Genomic DNA, 16525 nt, shown 5'->3' with positions numbered 1-16525 from the left:
CCAATAAGCGCCGCTAACCCTAAGCCTCGGACTGCGCCGCCACCCGCACGCAGTCCTGCGGCCCAAGCACCCGGCCATCCGCCGCCTGCACGTGCAAAGCCTGCAGCGGCTGCCCGTGCTCCCGGTCCAACAGCACCGAATGGGCCTCGCCTTCGGCGTAGAAAAACCCCTCGCCCCATTGCCGCAACCCAATGATCACGGCAAACAACCCCCTGCCCTTTTCCGTCAACACGTACTCCTGGTAAGCGCTGCCATCCGAGGCCGGGACGATCTCGAAAATCCCATGGCCGACCAGGCTGCGCAGGCGTGCCGACAGAATGTTCCTGGCCATCCCCAGGCTGCGCTGGAACTCGCCAAAACGGCGGATACCGTCGAACGCATCCCGAATGATCAACAGCGCCCAACCATCGCCAATCGCCTCCAGGGAGCGCGCCACTGGGCATTCGGCACTTTCAAAACGGGTGAGTTTGACCATGACTGGTGCCTGCCTGACTGAATAATGTAGTTGCAATATAAAACTGGGATACCTACAGTACAACAAGTTTCATTTTAAAACCATAATCAGAGCCCAGCATGCCTCAATCCTCTTTAAGCGGCGCCGTGGTGCTGCTATTCGCCATGGCCTGTGGCTTGTCGGTGGCGAATGTCTATTACGCCCAGCCCCTGCTCGATGCCATGGCCACGACATTCGCCATGGCCCCTGCCACTGTCGGCATCGTGATCAGCCTGACCCAGGTCGGCTATGGCGTCGGTTTGTTACTGCTGGTGCCGTTGGGCGATCTGCTCAACCGGCGGCACTTGATCGTCGGCCAGTTACTGCTGTCCACTGGCGCGGTGTTGCTGGTGGCCCTCTCTAACAGCCGCGTTGGGTTTCTGGCCGGCCTGCTGCTGACGGGTCTGCTCGCGGTGGTGGCCCAGGTGCTGGTGGCCTATGCCGCCAACCTGGCGCGGCCCGAGCAACGGGGGCATGTGGTGGGCCTGGTGACCAGTGGCATCGTGGTCGGCCTGCTGCTGGCGCGCACGGTGTCCGGGATCATGGCGGACCTGGCCGGCTGGCGTTCGGTGTACCTGTTGTCGGCTGGCTTGACCTTGCTGATGGCGCTCTTGCTCTGGCGCGTCTTGCCCACCACCGAACAACCCCGGGCGCCAGGTACCTATCGCCAGTTGCTCGGCTCGGTGTTCCGCCTGTTGCGCGAAGAAAAAGTGCTGCGCGATCGTGCCGTGCTGGCGTGCCTGGTTTTTGCCGCTGGCACCGTGCTCTGGACCCCGCTGGTGTTGCCCCTGAGCACCCCGCCCCTGTCGTTGTCCCACACCCAGATCGGCCTGTTCGGCCTCGCCGGTGCCGTCGGCGCGCTGGGCGCGGCCCATGCCGGGCGCCTGGCGGACCGAGGCTGGGCGCAGTGGACCAGCGGCATGGCCCTGGCGTTGATGCTGCTGTCCTGGCTGCCCATCGCCTTCACCCAGTCGTCGTTGTGGGCGCTGTTGCTCGGGGTGATTGCCTTCGACCTCGGCCTGCAAGCTGTGCATGTCACCAGCCAGAGCCTGATCTACAGCGTGCGCCCCCAAGCCCAGAGCCGACTGGCGGCCGGCTACATGCTGTTCTACTCGGCGGGCAGCGCCCTAGGCTCGCTCGGCGCCACCTTGATGTACGCTTGGGGCGGCTGGCTCGGCGTTTGTGCCCTGGGCGCCGCCATCAATCTACTGGCCCTGGTGTACTGGCGGGCGACCCTAGCGGCGCAGCCCTTGTCACGGCCAGTCCAACCCAGGAACAACGCCGCCGCCAAATGCAGCAACAGCCCATAGGGGATGCAGGCCTTTTGCTCAGGAATCCCAGATCGCGCCATAAGCCGCAATCCCCCGCGCCTCCATTTCCTCCACCACCCGGCGCGTCAACGCCTGGTTGGCGATACAGATCACCGCTTCGGCCCCCACATCCTGCACCGCGGCGTAGGCCAGTTGCACCAGGTCAGGCTTGCCCCGTACATCGGTATCCCAGATCACGGCATGGGGTTGTGCACGGAGGATTTCTGCGACCAATTCCTCGCCATAGGTCTTGGCCGGGCTGCGGGTGGACCATACCAACTGGATCGGCACCTGCCTCGCCAACAAGTGCGGCATCACCGGGCCAATACCGCTGCCGGTGGCGATATACACCACCGACCTGAACAAGGTCTCGACATGGGCCACCCCCGCTGTGGTGATGCCCTTGACCCACACATGGGACGGCCTCTGCTCGATAAAACGCCCCGTCCAGTCCCCGGCCCTGGAAATGATCAGGCGAAAGCCCGGCTGGCCCGGGGCCGGGATATTGGCAAATGAATGCCACTCCAGCAGCGGCTGCAGGCTGATGGCCGTAGACGAGCCGGCAAAGGGCGTGGTGTGTCGCAATGTGCTGATCACGGCATGGCCGGAAGGCCGCTGATGACTGATCGCCACTTTGCGCAACCGCAACCAAGGCAGGGCAATACTGAAGGTCAGCACCAGTAGCACCCACAACGCCGCCGCAGGGGCCTCGGCCAGCAGGGCCTGCACCCAGAACAGCAGCAAGGCCCCCCACCCCGCAAACCGGTGCACACGCTCAAAGCCATTGTGAAAGCGACGGCGGATCCCCGGCTGCGCCATGAGCACCATCAGCAACAACAAGCCCAACAGTGCCGCACTGACCAGCAACCACGGCGCCGAAACACTCTGCGGCTGTTGCAGATATCGCCAGCCCTGGCTGCCGACCAGCACGGCGAACCACAGCGTCGCCGCCAGCGCACCGCCGCTGTGCAGCCCGCCCAGGTGATAGACCTTGGCGGCGTGGCGGCGCACATACAGTGGCCAGCTCACCGGAATGCGCGTCGCCAGCCAGAACAGCCCATTGATCACATACTGCTGGCGCACCAGGATTGCCAGGGCCAGGTTGATCATCACCAGCATCGACACCTGCGGCACGTCGATCTCGGGCAGTTCCAAGCCGCAGAGCGCATACCAGCCATTGCCCAGCAGCACCAACACCACCAGCCGGTTGTAATGGGAAAATATCGGCAAGCCACACCAGCGCCGCCACCCGCCCGGCCGGGCGGGCACCACTGTCGCCATCCACCGCTCAATCATGCTCGCTCACCGGCTTTCAGGGCCAGTCGGCGCCCCTCCTCGCTGTCGCGGGCCCATTGCAACAGCAAGGCCTTGTCGAGCTTGCCGCGCGCCGTCAGTGGCAAGTGGTCCAGGGCAAAAATCACGGCGGGTACACAGTAGTAGGCCAGCCGTTGCACACAGGACTGCCTGGCGGCCGGAATGTCCACCGTGGCGGGTGTCACAAACGCCACCAGGTGCTGGCTGTCGAGTTTCAGCGCCACCGCCCGGCTACAAGCGCCACTGGCCTCCAGCGTGCTGGCCACCGCGTCCAACTCCACGCGAAACCCGCGGACCTTGACCTGGTCGTCGACCCGCCCCAGATGCTCCAGGGCCCCCTCGTCCGTCCAGCGCCCCAGGTCCCGCGTGCGAAACATCATCCGCCCCGTCGCCAGGAACGGGTCGGGACGATAGCGCTGCGCGGTCAACAGCGGGTCCTGCAGATAGCCCGCCGTCACCCCGTCGCCCCCGGCCCACATCTCCCCCACTTCCCCCGGCGCGCAGGCCTGGCCGTGTTCATCCAGCACATACACCGTGTTGTTGGGCGTCGGTTTACCGATGGTCAATGGTGCCCCTGGTACATGCCGATGCAGGGTATTGACGATGGTGGTTTCGGTGGGGCCGCACCCGTTGTAGAAGGTGCAATGGGCCGCCCAGCGATCCGCCAGGGCCTGCGGGCATGGCTCCCCCGCTACCGCCACCACCTCAAGCGCGGGGCACCGCTGGGGGTCCAGGGTGGCGAGTATCGATGGGGTGGCGATCAGCACCTGGCACTGGCGGGCCGTTTCGCCGATGTCTTGCTGGCGGATATGCAACGTCGCCCCATGGGCCAGGCAGCCGAGGATTTCCCAGGCGGCCATGTCAAACGCGATATTAAGGATTTGCCCGACCTGCATGCCCGGCTTGATTCCCAGGTTGCCCGGTGCCGTCAGCACAAGATTGCAGACATTGCGGTGGGTCACCCGTACGCCATTGGGCCGCCCTGTCGTCCCGGAGGTAAACAGTACAAAGCACAGGCTGGCAGGGTCCGGCGCGGCAACGTTCAGCGCGCACGCCTGCGCCACCCACGGCTGTTGTGCCAGGAACTCATCCAGGCACACACACGGCTGGCCCGCTGCCAGCGGCAGGCGATCCTTGAACCCCGACAAGGTCAGTACCACGGTACTCGACAACGCCCCAAGGATCATCGCCAACTGCGCCGGCGGGGTGATCCTGGCATCTTGCGGTACGTAGGCCGCACCAATCTTCAGCACCGCAAGCATCCCCACCAGCATGGGGATCGACCGCTCGACAAACAGCGCCACCGTGTCGCCCGCCACCACCCCCTGCTCGATCAGGTGCCGGGCCAGCCGGTCGGCCTGGCGGTTCAACTGCTCATAGCTGATGCTCTGGCCCCGCCAGAGCGCGGCGATCCCATGGGGGGTTGCCGCTGCATGCGCCTCGAACGCCTGGTGTATACACGCGTACGGCAGTGGCCGTGCCGGCCCGCATCCCCAGGCTTCAAGGGTATTACGCTGGATAATGGGCAAATGGCCCAGTGCCTTGGTGCAAGCAAATCCGCTATCCGCTGTTGTCGCCGATATCATGGGTCAACTCCTCATCTGGCCCCTGCCTCACAGTGTTCGGGCAGGCAGAGGGCTGGACTGAGGACAATTCACGACATTACAGGGCCACGAGAGCCCACAAACGATAGAGACCAAGACTCTCTCTAACGCTTACTTTTCCTACAGATGGAACAACCTTTGCCGGTAGGCGTTTCCCTCAACACCGCCCCATCGCCTGCCAGGCCGGGGCAGTTGCAACAAGTCAGCTCGCTGGCGCTCAAGCCGCTATCATGAGCCCCTTTGCCCCTGTCGAGTGACCTAAGCTGTTCATGGATACCCTTGCCCAACTCAAGGCTGGCCAACTGGCTGGCATCAAGCGCCTGGACCTGTCCTGCGGCCTGACGCAGTTCCCCCGGGAAATCTTCGACCTGGCCGACTCCCTGGAAATCCTCAACCTCAGTGGCAATGCCCTGAGCAGCCTGCCGGACGACCTGCACCGCCTGCCCCACTTGCGCGTGCTGTTTTGCTCGGACAACAACTTCACCGAACTGCCGGCGTGCCTGGGCCAATGCCCGCAGTTGAGCATGGTCGGCTTCAAGGCCAACCAGATCGAGCAGGTGCCCGCCGCCGCACTCCCGCTCTCGTTGCGCTGGCTGATCCTCACCGATAACCGCATCCGCCAGTTGCCGGACGCACTTGGTGAGCGGCCACTGCTGCAAAAACTCATGCTGGCCGGCAACCGCCTGGAGCAACTACCGGCGAGCCTGGCCCAGTGCCATAACCTCGAACTGCTGCGCATCGCCTCCAACCGCCTGACGCAATTGCCGCACTGGCTGCTGACACTGCCGCGCCTGACCTGGCTGGCCTATGCCGGCAACCCGGTGGAAAGCGCGGTGGACGTGGCAACTGATGACGCGACGCCGAATATTCCCTGGGCCGAGCTGGAGCTGGCCGACGTGCTGGGCGAAGGCGCTTCAGGCGTGATCCGCAAGGCGCTGCGCAAACCGTCGAACGAGCCGGTCGCGGTCAAACTCTACAAGGGCACCATCACCAGCGACGGTTCACCGCTGCACGAAATGCAGGCCTGTATTGCCGCCGGGCTGCACCCCAACCTGATCAAGGTGCAAGGCCGCGTGGTCGGCCACCCCGCTGACCAGGCCGCCCTGGTGATGGACCTGATCGACCCGAGCTACCGCAACCTCGCCGGCCTGCCCAGCTTGGCGTCCTGCACCCGGGACATCTACGAGCCTGCCACCCGTTTCAGCCTGGAAGTGGCATTGCGCATGGCGCGCGGCATCGCCTCCGTAGCGGCGCATCTGCACCGGCACGGCATTACCCATGGTGACCTGTATGGGCACAATATCCTGTGGAATGCCCAAGGCGATTGCCTGCTCGGGGACTTTGGCGCGGCATCTTTCCACGCCATAGCAGACACCTTGGAAACCAGGGCATTGCAGCGCATTGAAGTGCGGGCGTTCGGGGTGTTGCTGGGGGAGTTGCTGGAGCGGATTGACGCAGGCCTGAGCGATGAACAGCGCCAGGTGCTGGAGGCGCTGCGTGACAGTTGCTGCCAGCCGCAGGTGCTGGCGCGACCGGCGTTCCAAGAGATCGAGACACTGCTGTCCTCACTCTGAAACGCCGTGCAAATGTGGGAGCGGGCTTGCCCGCGATTGCGGTGTATCAGATGGCACATCAGCTGGCTGACCCACCGCTATCGCGGGCAAGCCCACTCCCACACGAGTCTGCGCCCATAATTCCAGGCCGGGTTTAGCCCGCCAGGCCGACGAACATATCCTGCACATCGTCATGGTTGTCCAGGCCTTCCAGGAAGGCTTCGACTTCGGCCATCTGCTCGTCGCTCAAGCCGCTGACCGGGTTTTTCGCAAGGTAGCCCAACTTCGCCGACAACACGGTAAACCCCTGGTCCGGCAAGGCTTTCTGCACTGCGTCGAGGTCGGTGGTCTCGGTGATGAACAGGGTCGTGCCCTCTTCTTCACCGTCTTCAAAGTCCTGGGCGCCGGCTTCGATGGCGGCCATTTCCGGGTCGGCGTCCGGGGTATCCGGCGAGGCCTCGATCAGCCCCACGTGGTTGAAGTCCCAGGCCACCGAGCCCGAAGCCCCCAGTTGCCCCTTGCGGAACGCCACGCGGATTTCCGCCACGGTACGGTTGATGTTGTCGGTCACGCATTCAACGATCAACGGCACCTGGTGCGGGGCAAACCCTTCATAGGTCACGCGATGGTACTGCACGGTCTCGCCCAGCAGGCCCGCGCCTTTCTTGATCGCGCGTTCCAGGGTTTCCTTGGGCATCGAGGCCTTCTTGGCCTGCTCGACCACCAGACGCAGGTGGGCGTTGGTCGCGGTGTCCGCACCGTTACGGGCGGCAATGGTGATCTCTTTCACCAGTTTGCCGAAGATTTTGCCCTTGGCATTGGATGCCGCTTCTTTATGTTTAACCTTCCACTGTGCGCCCATGACTCACTCTCTTGATATCCGTGGCGCCGAGACGTCTACTGGCCGGCGCTTTGGCCGCAGAGTTTATAGGGCAAGCCCCCATCGTTCCACCAAAAAACCGGCCAGCGTTGCAGGCGCCTCAGGTGCGCAGGGGTTTGATCGCCACAGTGCGATCCGGCACAAAGTCGCCCACTTGCGCCAATACCGCAGGCCGGGCGTTCCAATAGGGCATCAGCACCAGCGCGGAAAACAACGCGGCGCCGGCGAACACGATAAACACCGTTACCGTGTCGAAGTAGCCCGGTAACAGGCCACCGAGGATCGCCCCCACCGAACCGCAACCATTGACGAAGCCCGCCGCCGTGGCGCCGGCCTTGGCCGTGCCGAAGTCGATCGCCGCGGTGCTGCTGATCATCGAGTCCGGCCCGTACAGGGTCAGGCCCATGACAAACAGCAAGGCCATCACCAGCATCACGCTGCCGGTATGCAACGCCCCCATAAACAGCGCCAGGGACACGGTCAGCGCCAACAGGCTGAGGACGCAAGCCGGCATGCGTCGGGCGCCAAACAGTTTGTCGGACGCCAGGCCAATCATGATCGGCCCCAGCAACCCCGCCAGCTCGAACGCCGTCGGCACAATGGCCGCGCCGACCTTGCCCACCGAGGGCATCTGCTCATAGACAATCACCGGGCCCCACAACAGGATCGCGTAACGCGCCGGTTTCAACAGGAAGTACGCCAGGCCCAGGGTCAGCACCGTGCGGTTGCGCAAGATTGCGCGCAACGGCTCAAGGATGCTGATTTTCTTCGCCGCCGCCTGCTCTTGCGCACTCATTGCCGGTTCGGGCTCTACTTCCGGCAGGCCGACGTCCTGTGGCGTGTTGCGCTGGAAGATAAAGAACAGCACCGCCACCACCGCCACCACGGCGGCACTGGAGATAAATGCCGCATGCCAGCTGCCGATCAGGGTATAGGCCCACCAGCCGGCAAACGGCGAGGCCACCAGGCCGCCAAACGCATAGCACGAGCTCCACAACCCCAGCACCCGCCCGCGCTGTTGCGCCGGGAAGAAACTGCCAAGGTTCTTGCATAGCCCCGACCAGCCGGTGGACTGCGCCAGCCCCTGGATCAACATGCACGTGACAAAGATCGGCAAGGTGGCAAACGTGCCCATAACCAGGGCGGCGGCCGCCGAAATCACCAGCCCGCCCAACACCACGACCCGTGGGCCGAAACGGTCGGCGAGCATGCCCCAGGTGAACTGGCCGACGGCATAGGCCGCCAGGTACAGGCCATCCAGGTTGGCCATCATCATCTTGTCCAGCGGGAAGCTCGGATCGTCGACGATCCCCAACTTGGCCACGGAAAACGCTTTGCGGGTGAAATAGAAGGCGGCATAGGCCAGCCAGGTGATGGCGAAAATCTGCACGCGCCAACGCTTGATGCTACCCATAGGGATATTCATGGTGGTTCTGACCTCAGGTGTGAGTGTGCCGGCAGAGTCGAGAAGCAATTGCCTGTGTTGTTATTGTTTTGCACTGCAGTACCGGGTCGCAGGGCGCCGGGTACTGGTCAGATGAGTCCTGCAAGGTTGCGCGCAAGGGCCCATGGTCGCCGAAGTTGTAGGACTCAACCTGCGGCGACTGGGGGCTATCAAAGCAATGGCTGACTAATAGGTAAAATCGATTTATCGTATTTCAAATATAAGCTCAGCTTGTAAGAGGTCGTGCCATGCCGGTATCCCATGCCCAACTCAAAGCCTTCCACGCCGTGGCCGTCCACGGCAGCTTTACCCTGGCAGCCGAACGGCTGTTCCTCACCCAGCCGGCCATTTCCGACCAGGTGCGCAAGCTTGAAGAGCGTTTTGGCGTGCTGCTGTTCCATCGCAACAAGCGCTCGGTGCGCCTGACCGACCTGGGGGAGCGCCTGCTGAGTATCACCCAGCGCCTGTTTGTCATCGCCGCCGAAGCCCACGAGCTGCTGCAAGACTCCAAGGCCTTGCAAACCGGCAGCCTGACCCTGGCGGTGGACGCGCCGGTGCATGTGCTGCCGCAAATCGCCCGGTTCTGCCAACGCTATCCGGGGATCACGGTGAAGATCGAGACCGGCAACACCGATGATGCACTGTACCGCCTGTACAACTATCAAGCCGACCTGGCGCTGGTGGGGCGCGATGTCGATGATGAGCGCCTGCTCTCGATCCCCCTGCGCGATGACCCGATGCTGGCGTTCGTCGCACGCAACCACCCGTGGGCCGGGCGCGAGTCCATCGACCTGGCGGACCTGGACGACACGCCCCTGGTCCTGCGCGAAACCGGCTCGGTGACCCGGCAGACCCTGGAGCGCGAGATGCACCAGGCCGGGCTGCGCATCCGCCCGGCGATCCAGGTGGAAGGCCGCGAGGCCGCCCGTGAAGCGGTGGTGGTGGGGATTGGCGTGGGCGTGGTGTCGGCGTCGGAATTCGGCGCGGATTCGCGGGTGTATGCCATGCCCATCCGCGACTGCACCCAGCGCATGAAGGAAACGTTGGTGTGCCTCAAGGAGCAGAGCTCGCGGCGGGTGGTGGCGACTTTTCTGGAGATTGTCCGCGAGAGCCTGCGCGAAGATCAGCTTGAGGCCAGCTCGAAAAACGCCTGAATCAAGCGCAACTCCCGGCGCCGCTCCATGCAGCCGAGCCTATGATGGTTCAGCAGCCCATCGCCACGAATGGGAATCGCGTGCACCCGGGGATCGCGGCTGACTTCCACCGAGGACACCACGCCCACCCCCAGCTCGGCGGCCACCGCCTCCGTCACCGCTTCGCGGCTGTCCAGTTCCAGCAACACCCTGGGCTGCACGCCGGCCTTGGCACAGGCGTCGTCGAAGGTGCGGCGGGTGATGGAACTGGGCTCGCGCAGCACCATGATCACCTGGTCCAACTGCTCCAGGCGGATCCCCGCCGGGTCCGCCAGCCACGGATGGCCAGCCGGCACCAAGGCGCAGATACGTGACTCGCGCAAGGGTTGCAGATACACGCCCTTGCGCGGTTCCACTTCGGTCAACACCGCTACATCCGCATGTTCGGACAACAACGCGGCCAGGGTTTCCTGGGCATTGCCCAAACGCAGGTTGACGGTAATCCCCGGGTAACGCGCCCGCAGCCTGGCCAGCATCGGCATGACCATATGCGGCCCGTCGGCCGCCACCTCCAGGCGCCCGGTCAGCAATTGGCGGTTGGCTTCGAGCAGGGTCTGTGCTTCATCCACCAGGCCGAAGATGCTGCGGGTGATGGCCGCCAGCTTGGTGCCCTCCTCTGTCAACTCCACCCGCCGCGCGGTACGCCGCAGCAGGGTGATCTGGTAGTGCTCTTCCAGCGCCTTGATATGCCCGGTCACGGCCGGCTGGCTGATAAACAGGCGGGCGGCGGCCCGGGTAAAACTGCCGTCCCGGGCCACGGCGTCAAATGCACGGAGTTGGAAAAGATTCATAGCTATCGGCCTCACTGATGGCTGGCATAACAACAAACAATTTGATTGATGACAAGGCAAACTGCAATTTATGCCCCGTAGCTTCATCCCACTGCTTTGCGAGGACATGAGAATGAGTACTGCCGCGCCGATCCTGCTCACACCTGGGCCCCTGACCACCTCTGCCCGCACCCGCCAGGCGATGATGGTTGACTGGGGTTCGTGGGATGACCGCTTCAACCAACTGACCGCCAGCCTCTGCGAGCAACTGCTGGCCATCATCAACGGTGGCGACAGCCATCACTGCGTACCATTGCAGGGCAGCGGCACCTTTGCCGTCGAGGCCGCCATCGGCACCCTGGTGCCCCGGGATGGCAAGGTGCTGGTGCTGATCAACGGTGCCTACGGCAAGCGCCTGGCAAAAATCTGCGAAGTGCTGGGCCGCCCGTTCAGCACCTTTGAAACCGCTGAAGACCAGCCTACCACCGCCGCCGATGTCGACCGCCTGTTACAGGCCGACAGCCGCATCACCCATGTCGCGCTGATCCACTGCGAAACCAGCACCGGTATCCTCAACCCGCTGCCGGAGATCGCCCAGGTCATCCAACGCCACGGCAAGCACCTGATCATCGATGCCATGAGCTCGTTTGGCGCACTGCCCGTCGACGCCGCCCAAGTGCCCTTCGATGCCCTGATCGCCGCCTCCGGCAAATGCCTGGAAGGCGTGCCGGGCATGGGGTTTGTCTTTGTCAAAAAACAGGCGCTGGCCGCCGCCCAGGGCAACAGCCATTCCCTGGCCATGGATCTGTTCGACCAGCACGCCTACATGGCCAAGACCGGCCAATGGCGCTTTACCCCACCGACCCATGTGGTGGCCGCGCTGCATGAAGCGCTGCTGCAATACAACGAAGAAGGCGGCTTGCCGGCCCGTTACCAGCGCTATGCCGCCAACTGCCAGACACTGCTGGACGGCATGGCCGACCTGGGCCTGCGCAGCTTCCTGCCGGCCGCGATCCAGGCGCCGATCATCATCACCTTCCACGCACCGAAGGACCCGCGCTACCAGTTCAAGGACTTCTACGAGCGGGTCAAGGCCAAGGGTTTCATTCTGTATCCGGGCAAGTTGACCCAGGTGGAGACCTTCCGCGTCGGCTGCATCGGTCACGTCAACCAGGCCGAGATGCAGGCGGCGGTGGCGGCGATCGGTCAGGCGCTGCAAGAGATGGAAGTGCTCGAAATCTGATTCCCCTCGGCGATGGGGCCTTCAGGGCCGCTATCGCCGGCAAGCCGGTTCCTACACATTATTTACAGGATTTGCACCATGAACTATCAGAACCCCAACACCCTGCAGGCCGCTATCCTTGACTGGGCCGGCACCGTGGTCGACTTCGGCTCCTTTGCCCCCACGCAGATTTTTGTCGAGGCGTTTGCCGAGTTCGACGTGCAGGTCTCCATCGAAGAAGCCCGTGGCCCGATGGGCATGGGCAAGTGGGACCATATCCGCACCCTGTGTGATCAGCCGCAAGTGGCCGAGCGCTATCGCAAAGCCTTCGGCCGCACGCCGACCGACGCTGACGTGACCGCTATCTACGAGCGCTTCATGCCCTTGCAGATCGAGAAGATCGCCGAACACTCGGCGCTGATTCCCGGCGCCCTGGCGACCATCGCCGCGTTGCGTGCGCAAGGGATCAAGATCGGCTCCTGCTCCGGCTACCCCAAGCCAGTGATGGACAAGGTGGTCGAACTGGCCGCCACCAACGGCTATATCGCCGACCACGTGGTGGCCACCGATGAAGTGCCCAATGGCCGCCCATGGCCGGCCCAGGCCCTGGCCAACGTGATCGCCCTGGGCATTGACGACGTGGCGGCCTGCGTGAAGATCGACGACACCGTGCCGGGCATCCTCGAAGGCCGCCGCGCCGGGATGTGGACCGTGGCGCTGACCTGCTCGGGCAACGCCCTGGGCCTGACCTACGAGCAGTTCCGCGCCCTGGACCCGGCGACGCTGGCCAGCGAGCGCCAGCGTATCGAAACGCTGTTTGCCGGCTCACGCCCGCACTACCTGATCGACACCATCACCGACCTGCCCGGCGTGATCGCCGACATCAATCAGCGCCTGGCCCGTGGTGAAATGCCACAAAGCGCCTGATCGAGATCAATACTTCGCCCCTCACTCGGGCAAACCTTGCGCAACAGGTTTAGGCTGAAGGGACTCCGTCGCCAAAGAACGGAGGTTTGCCCCTGATGAGTGAGGAAAGACGCGATGCCGTGGAAAAACAGTGAGTCCCGTTACAGTACGATGTCCATTGCCCTGCACTGGCTGATGCTGGTGCTGCTGGTGGCGGTCTACGTCACCATTGAATTTCGCGGGATTTTCCCCAAGGGCAGTGGCGGGCGCACCCTGATCAAAGAACTGCACTTCATGTTCGGCCTGACCGTGTTTGTGCTGGTCTGGCTGCGCCTGTTTGCCCGCAGCCTCGGCGTGGCACCGAAAATCCTGCCGGCGCCGCCGCACTGGCAAACCCTGCTGGCGACCCTGATGCACGTGGCGCTGTATGTGTTCATGATCGGCATGCCGATTTTCGGCTGGCTGATTGTCAGTGCCGAGGGGCATTCAGTGTGGTTCTACGGGATCGAGTTGCCACCCCTGATCGGTGAGAACAAGGACCTGGCCAAGCAGATCGAAGGCTGGCATGTACTGGGCGGCACCATCGGCTACTGGCTGATTGGCCTGCATGCGGCGGCGGGGCTGTATCACCACTACTTTATGCGCGACAACACCGTGTTGCGCATGTTGCCCAAGCGTTAATCCACAAAACCCCGGCGGCCCTGCAAGCCGCCGGTGTGCACAAAGACCAGGCGAGTGCCGGGGGCCAAGCGTCCGGCCTCGATCTGCTGCTTGAGCGCCAGCAGCGCCTTGCCGGTGTAGAGCGGTTCCAACGGCAGGCCACTGGCCTGCTCGGTGGCCTGGATAAACTCCAGCAATACCGGATCGACCTTCGCAAAGCCGCCACGGCTGGCCTCCAACAACTCATACCCGCCCTGCACGATAGCCTGCACGTTCTGCGCAACCCCGTGATCATCCGGCACCGCCAGTGCCCCGTACACCGGATGGGCACCCGCCTCCGCCAGCACCAGCCCCGCCAGGGTGGTACCGGTGCCGGCTGCCAGCCACCAGGCGTCATAGTCGGCCCACCCCAGGGCGGGCAACTGCCTGCGCACCTGCTCGACCAACACCCCACAGCCCAACGCCCCCGTCACCGCGCCGCCGCCTTCGGGCACGGGATGCAGGTGCGGGTATCGCTCGCGCCAGGGCAACCAGAAGTCCGGCTCATGCCGCGCGCGGTAACCGCCATAACCCAACCAGTGCAGTTGCATGCCGAGGGCTTGCAGGTCGAGGACCGTCGGGGTGTCTTGCGGGTGCCCGCGCAGCAGGCCGACGGTGGCAAAGCCAAAGCGTTTGCCGGCCGCCGCCAGGGCATGCAGATGATTGGAGTAGGCGCCGCCCAGGCTGATGATGCCGCTGGCACCCGCCTGTTGCGCCTGGGCCAGGTGCCCGCTGAGCTTGAACCACTTGTTGCCGCTGATCAGCGGGTCGATGCGGTCCAGGCGCAGCACGGCCACCTCGACCCCGTTCAGCCAATCCAGCTGCAAGGGTTCAAGGGGCGCGTGGGGAAGCCAATCGAAAGGACCCATCAGGGCATATCTGCATGAAAAAAGGGGCGCTAGTCTAACACCGCCCCGGCGCGCCCCTTACAACTCGGCAGCGAGGCGCGAGCCTTGGTTGATGGCGCGCTTGGCATCCAGCTCGGCGGCCACATCGGCACCGCCGATCAGGTGCACGTGCTGGCCCGCGGCGACCAGGCCCTCTTGCAGTTCGCGCAGCGGGTCTTGCCCGGCGCAGATGACGATGTTGTCCACCGCCAGCACCTGGGGCTCGCCCTCGGCACCAATACGGATATGCAGGCCCTCGTCGTCGATCTTCAGGTACTCAACGCTATTGAGCATCTGCACCTGCTTGTTCTTCAGGCCGGTACGGTGGATCCAGCCAGTGGTCTTGCCCAGGCCGTCGCCGACCTTGGAAGCCTTGCGCTGCAACAGGTACACCTCACGCGCCGGCGCATGGCGCTCGGGCTTGATCCCGGCCACGCCGCCACGGGCTTGCAGATGGGTGTCGATACCCCACTCCTTCCAGAACGCTTCGCGGTCCAGGCTGGTGGACACGCCCTGGTGCACGAGAAACTCCGAGACGTCGAAGCCGATCCCACCGGCGCCAATCACCGCAACGCGCTTGCCCACCGGTTTGCGTGCCAGGAGCACGTCCAGGTAGCTGAGCACCTTGGCGTTCTCCACGCCTGGAATGGCCGGGGTCCGCGGCGCGATACCCGTGGCGAGGATGATCTCGTCATAACCGCCGGCCACCAGTTGCGCCACATCCACCCGGGTGTTGAGGCACAGCTCGACATGGGTGGTTTGCAGCTTGCGCTTGAAGTAACGCAGGGTTTCAAAAAACTCTTCCTTGCCCGGCACGCGCTTGGCCACATTGAACTGGCCGCCGATCTCGCTGGCCGAATCGAACAGGGTCACCTGGTGACCGCGCTCCGCCGCCACGGTGGCAGCCGCCAGGCCGGCGGGGCCGGCGCCGACCACGGCGATTTTCTTGATCTGCTTGACCGGCAGGTAATTAAGCTCGGTCTCGTAGCAGGCACGCGGGTTAACCAGGCAAGTGGTCAATTTGCCGCTGAAGGTGTGGTCCAGGCAGGCCTGGTTGCAGCCGATGCAGGTATTGATCTCGTCGGCACGGCCAGCGGCAGCCTTGTTGACGAACTCCGGGTCGGCGAGGAACGGCCGGGCCATGGACACCATGTCGGCATCGCCTTCGGCGAGGATCTGCTCGGCCACTTGCGGGGTGTTGATGCGGTTGGTGGTGATCAACGGGATCTGCACCGCGCCACGCAGCTTGGCCGTGACTTTACTGAACGCACCACGCGGCACCTTGGTGGCGATGGTCGGGATGCGTGCTTCGTGCCAGCCAATCCCGGTGTTGATAAGCGTCGCACCCGCCTGCTCGATGGCCTTGGCCAACTGCACGATCTCTTCCCAGGTGCTGCCGCCTTCCACCAGGTCGAGCATCGACAGGCGGAAGATAATGATGAAGTTAGGCCCCACGGCTTCGCGCACCCGGCGCACGATTTCCACCGGCAAACGCATGCGGTTTTCGTAGGCGCCGCCCCAGCGGTCGGTGCGATGGTTGGTGTGGGCGGCGAGGAACTGGTTAATGAAATAACCTTCCGAGCCCATGATTTCCACGCCGTCGTACTCGGCGACCTGGGCCAGTCGCGAGCAGGTAACAAAGTCGCTGATCTGCTTTTCGATGCCGTCCTCGTCCAGCTCCTTGGGCTTGAACGGGTTGATCGGCGCCTGGATCGCGCTGGGCGCGACCTGCTTGGGGCTGTAGGCATAACGCCCGGCATGCAGGATTTGCATGCAAATCTTGCCGCCCGCCTCGTGCACCGCCTGGGTGACGATCTTGTGCTTGAGCGCCTCGGCCTCGGTGGTCAGCTTGGCCGCCCCGGCATACACCCCGCCTTCATCGTTCGGGCCAATCCCGCCGGTGACCATCAGGCCCACGCCGCCACGGGCGCGTTCGGCAAAATACGCGGCCATGCGCTCGAAACCGCCGGGCTTTTCTTCCAGGCCAGTGTGCATCGAACCCATCAGGGTGCGGTTGCGCAAGGTGGTAAAACCCAGGTCCAACGGGGCCAGCAAATGCGGGTAGGCAGCAGCGCTCATGGTACAGCTCCACAACGGATCATCACGGGACGTGACAGGCTCGAATGGCCGGCCATCGGTTTATGTCCCACAGACTAAGAGCCATACCCCTAGCGCTCAATGACTGAAACTGACAAGTTATTGATCCAAATGCGCAGCGCCCCTTGGCAAGTGTGGCGACGGGCCCTACCC

At 63.9% G+C, this 16525-nt stretch carries 14 protein-coding genes; 6 read left to right on the top strand and 8 right to left on the bottom strand.

Annotation, left to right across the window (positions count from 1 at the left end):
* Positions 1-19 precede the first annotated feature (19 nt).
* A complete protein-coding gene (locus tag AC07W7_RS12375) occupies positions 20-475 on the bottom strand; it encodes a winged helix-turn-helix transcriptional regulator (protein WP_076962649.1) in 456 nt (151 codons plus the stop codon).
* Positions 476-573: 98 nt separating this feature from the next.
* Here AC07W7_RS12375 and AC07W7_RS12370 point away from each other — a divergent pair, with 98 nt between their 5' ends.
* Complete coding sequence (locus AC07W7_RS12370) at positions 574-1803, top strand: MFS transporter (RefSeq protein ID WP_495039399.1); 1230 nt, start codon at positions 574-576, stop codon at positions 1801-1803.
* 18 nt (positions 1804-1821) lie between these two features.
* Here AC07W7_RS12370 and AC07W7_RS12365 read toward each other — a convergent pair whose 3' ends face one another.
* Positions 1822-3099: a hypothetical protein gene (locus tag AC07W7_RS12365; RefSeq protein WP_495039398.1), complete on the bottom strand. Its 1278-nt coding sequence runs from the start codon at positions 3097-3099 to the stop codon at positions 1822-1824.
* Positions 3096-4703 (bottom strand): amino acid adenylation domain-containing protein, encoded by a 1608-nt coding sequence (locus AC07W7_RS12360; RefSeq protein ID WP_495039397.1) that lies wholly within the window; start codon positions 4701-4703, stop codon positions 3096-3098. Before AC07W7_RS12360 ends, AC07W7_RS12365 begins: the two co-directional genes overlap by 4 nt.
* A 287-nt stretch (positions 4704-4990) precedes the next feature.
* Between AC07W7_RS12360 and AC07W7_RS12355 the strand changes: the two genes are divergently transcribed.
* Positions 4991-6295, top strand: coding sequence for a protein kinase (locus tag AC07W7_RS12355; protein ID WP_495039396.1), 1305 nt, complete (start codon positions 4991-4993; stop codon positions 6293-6295).
* Positions 6296-6428: 133 nt separating this feature from the next.
* Here the strand turns inward: AC07W7_RS12355 and AC07W7_RS12350 are convergent, their stop codons facing one another.
* Both AC07W7_RS12350 and AC07W7_RS12345 read right to left on the bottom strand, forming a co-directional pair.
* Positions 6429-7136, bottom strand: a complete 708-nt coding sequence (locus AC07W7_RS12350) for a YebC/PmpR family DNA-binding transcriptional regulator (protein WP_169866410.1) — start codon at positions 7134-7136, stop codon at positions 6429-6431.
* Between the two features lie 118 nt (positions 7137-7254).
* Positions 7255-8580: an MFS transporter gene (locus AC07W7_RS12345; protein ID WP_076962643.1), complete on the bottom strand. Its 1326-nt coding sequence runs from the start codon at positions 8578-8580 to the stop codon at positions 7255-7257.
* Positions 8581-8846: 266 nt separating this feature from the next.
* Between AC07W7_RS12345 and AC07W7_RS12340 the strand changes: the two genes are divergently transcribed.
* Positions 8847-9752 (top strand): LysR substrate-binding domain-containing protein, encoded by a 906-nt coding sequence (locus AC07W7_RS12340; protein WP_099169027.1) that lies wholly within the window; start codon positions 8847-8849, stop codon positions 9750-9752.
* Here the strand turns inward: AC07W7_RS12340 and AC07W7_RS12335 are convergent.
* A complete protein-coding gene (locus AC07W7_RS12335) occupies positions 9722-10582 on the bottom strand; it encodes a LysR substrate-binding domain-containing protein (protein WP_169901302.1) in 861 nt (286 codons plus the stop codon). The two genes, AC07W7_RS12340 and AC07W7_RS12335, sit on opposite strands and share 31 nt — an antisense overlap.
* Before the next feature lie 112 nt (positions 10583-10694).
* Here AC07W7_RS12335 and AC07W7_RS12330 point away from each other — a divergent pair, with 112 nt between their 5' ends.
* The 3 genes from AC07W7_RS12330 (at position 10695) to AC07W7_RS12320 (ending at position 13370) form a co-directional block, all read left to right on the top strand.
* The gene (locus AC07W7_RS12330) at positions 10695-11804 is read left to right on the top strand and encodes a 2-aminoethylphosphonate--pyruvate transaminase (protein ID WP_495039395.1); all 1110 of its coding nucleotides are present in this window, start codon (positions 10695-10697) and stop codon (positions 11802-11804) included.
* A gap of 78 nt (positions 11805-11882) precedes the next feature.
* Positions 11883-12710: a phosphonoacetaldehyde hydrolase gene (gene phnX / locus AC07W7_RS12325; protein WP_099169024.1), complete on the top strand. Its 828-nt coding sequence runs from the start codon at positions 11883-11885 to the stop codon at positions 12708-12710.
* 114 nt (positions 12711-12824) lie between these two features.
* Complete coding sequence (locus AC07W7_RS12320; RefSeq protein ID WP_495039394.1) at positions 12825-13370, top strand: cytochrome b; 546 nt, start codon at positions 12825-12827, stop codon at positions 13368-13370.
* Here AC07W7_RS12320 and AC07W7_RS12315 read toward each other — a convergent pair.
* Together AC07W7_RS12315 and AC07W7_RS12310 are read right to left on the bottom strand one after the other, a co-directional pair.
* Complete coding sequence (locus AC07W7_RS12315) at positions 13367-14257, bottom strand: 1-aminocyclopropane-1-carboxylate deaminase/D-cysteine desulfhydrase (protein ID WP_495039393.1); 891 nt, start codon at positions 14255-14257, stop codon at positions 13367-13369. The two genes, AC07W7_RS12320 and AC07W7_RS12315, sit on opposite strands and share 4 nt — an antisense overlap.
* 57 nt (positions 14258-14314) lie before the next feature.
* On the bottom strand, positions 14315-16354 hold the full coding sequence (locus tag AC07W7_RS12310) for an oxidoreductase (protein WP_495039392.1): 2040 nt from the start codon (positions 16352-16354) through the stop codon (positions 14315-14317).
* Positions 16355-16525: the final 171 nt, after the last annotated feature.

It is taken from the genome of Pseudomonas sp. GW821-FHT01D09 (assembly GCF_059422465.1).
Note: the sequence above shows the minus strand (reverse complement) of the source record. Positions and strands in the feature narration are given on the sequence as shown.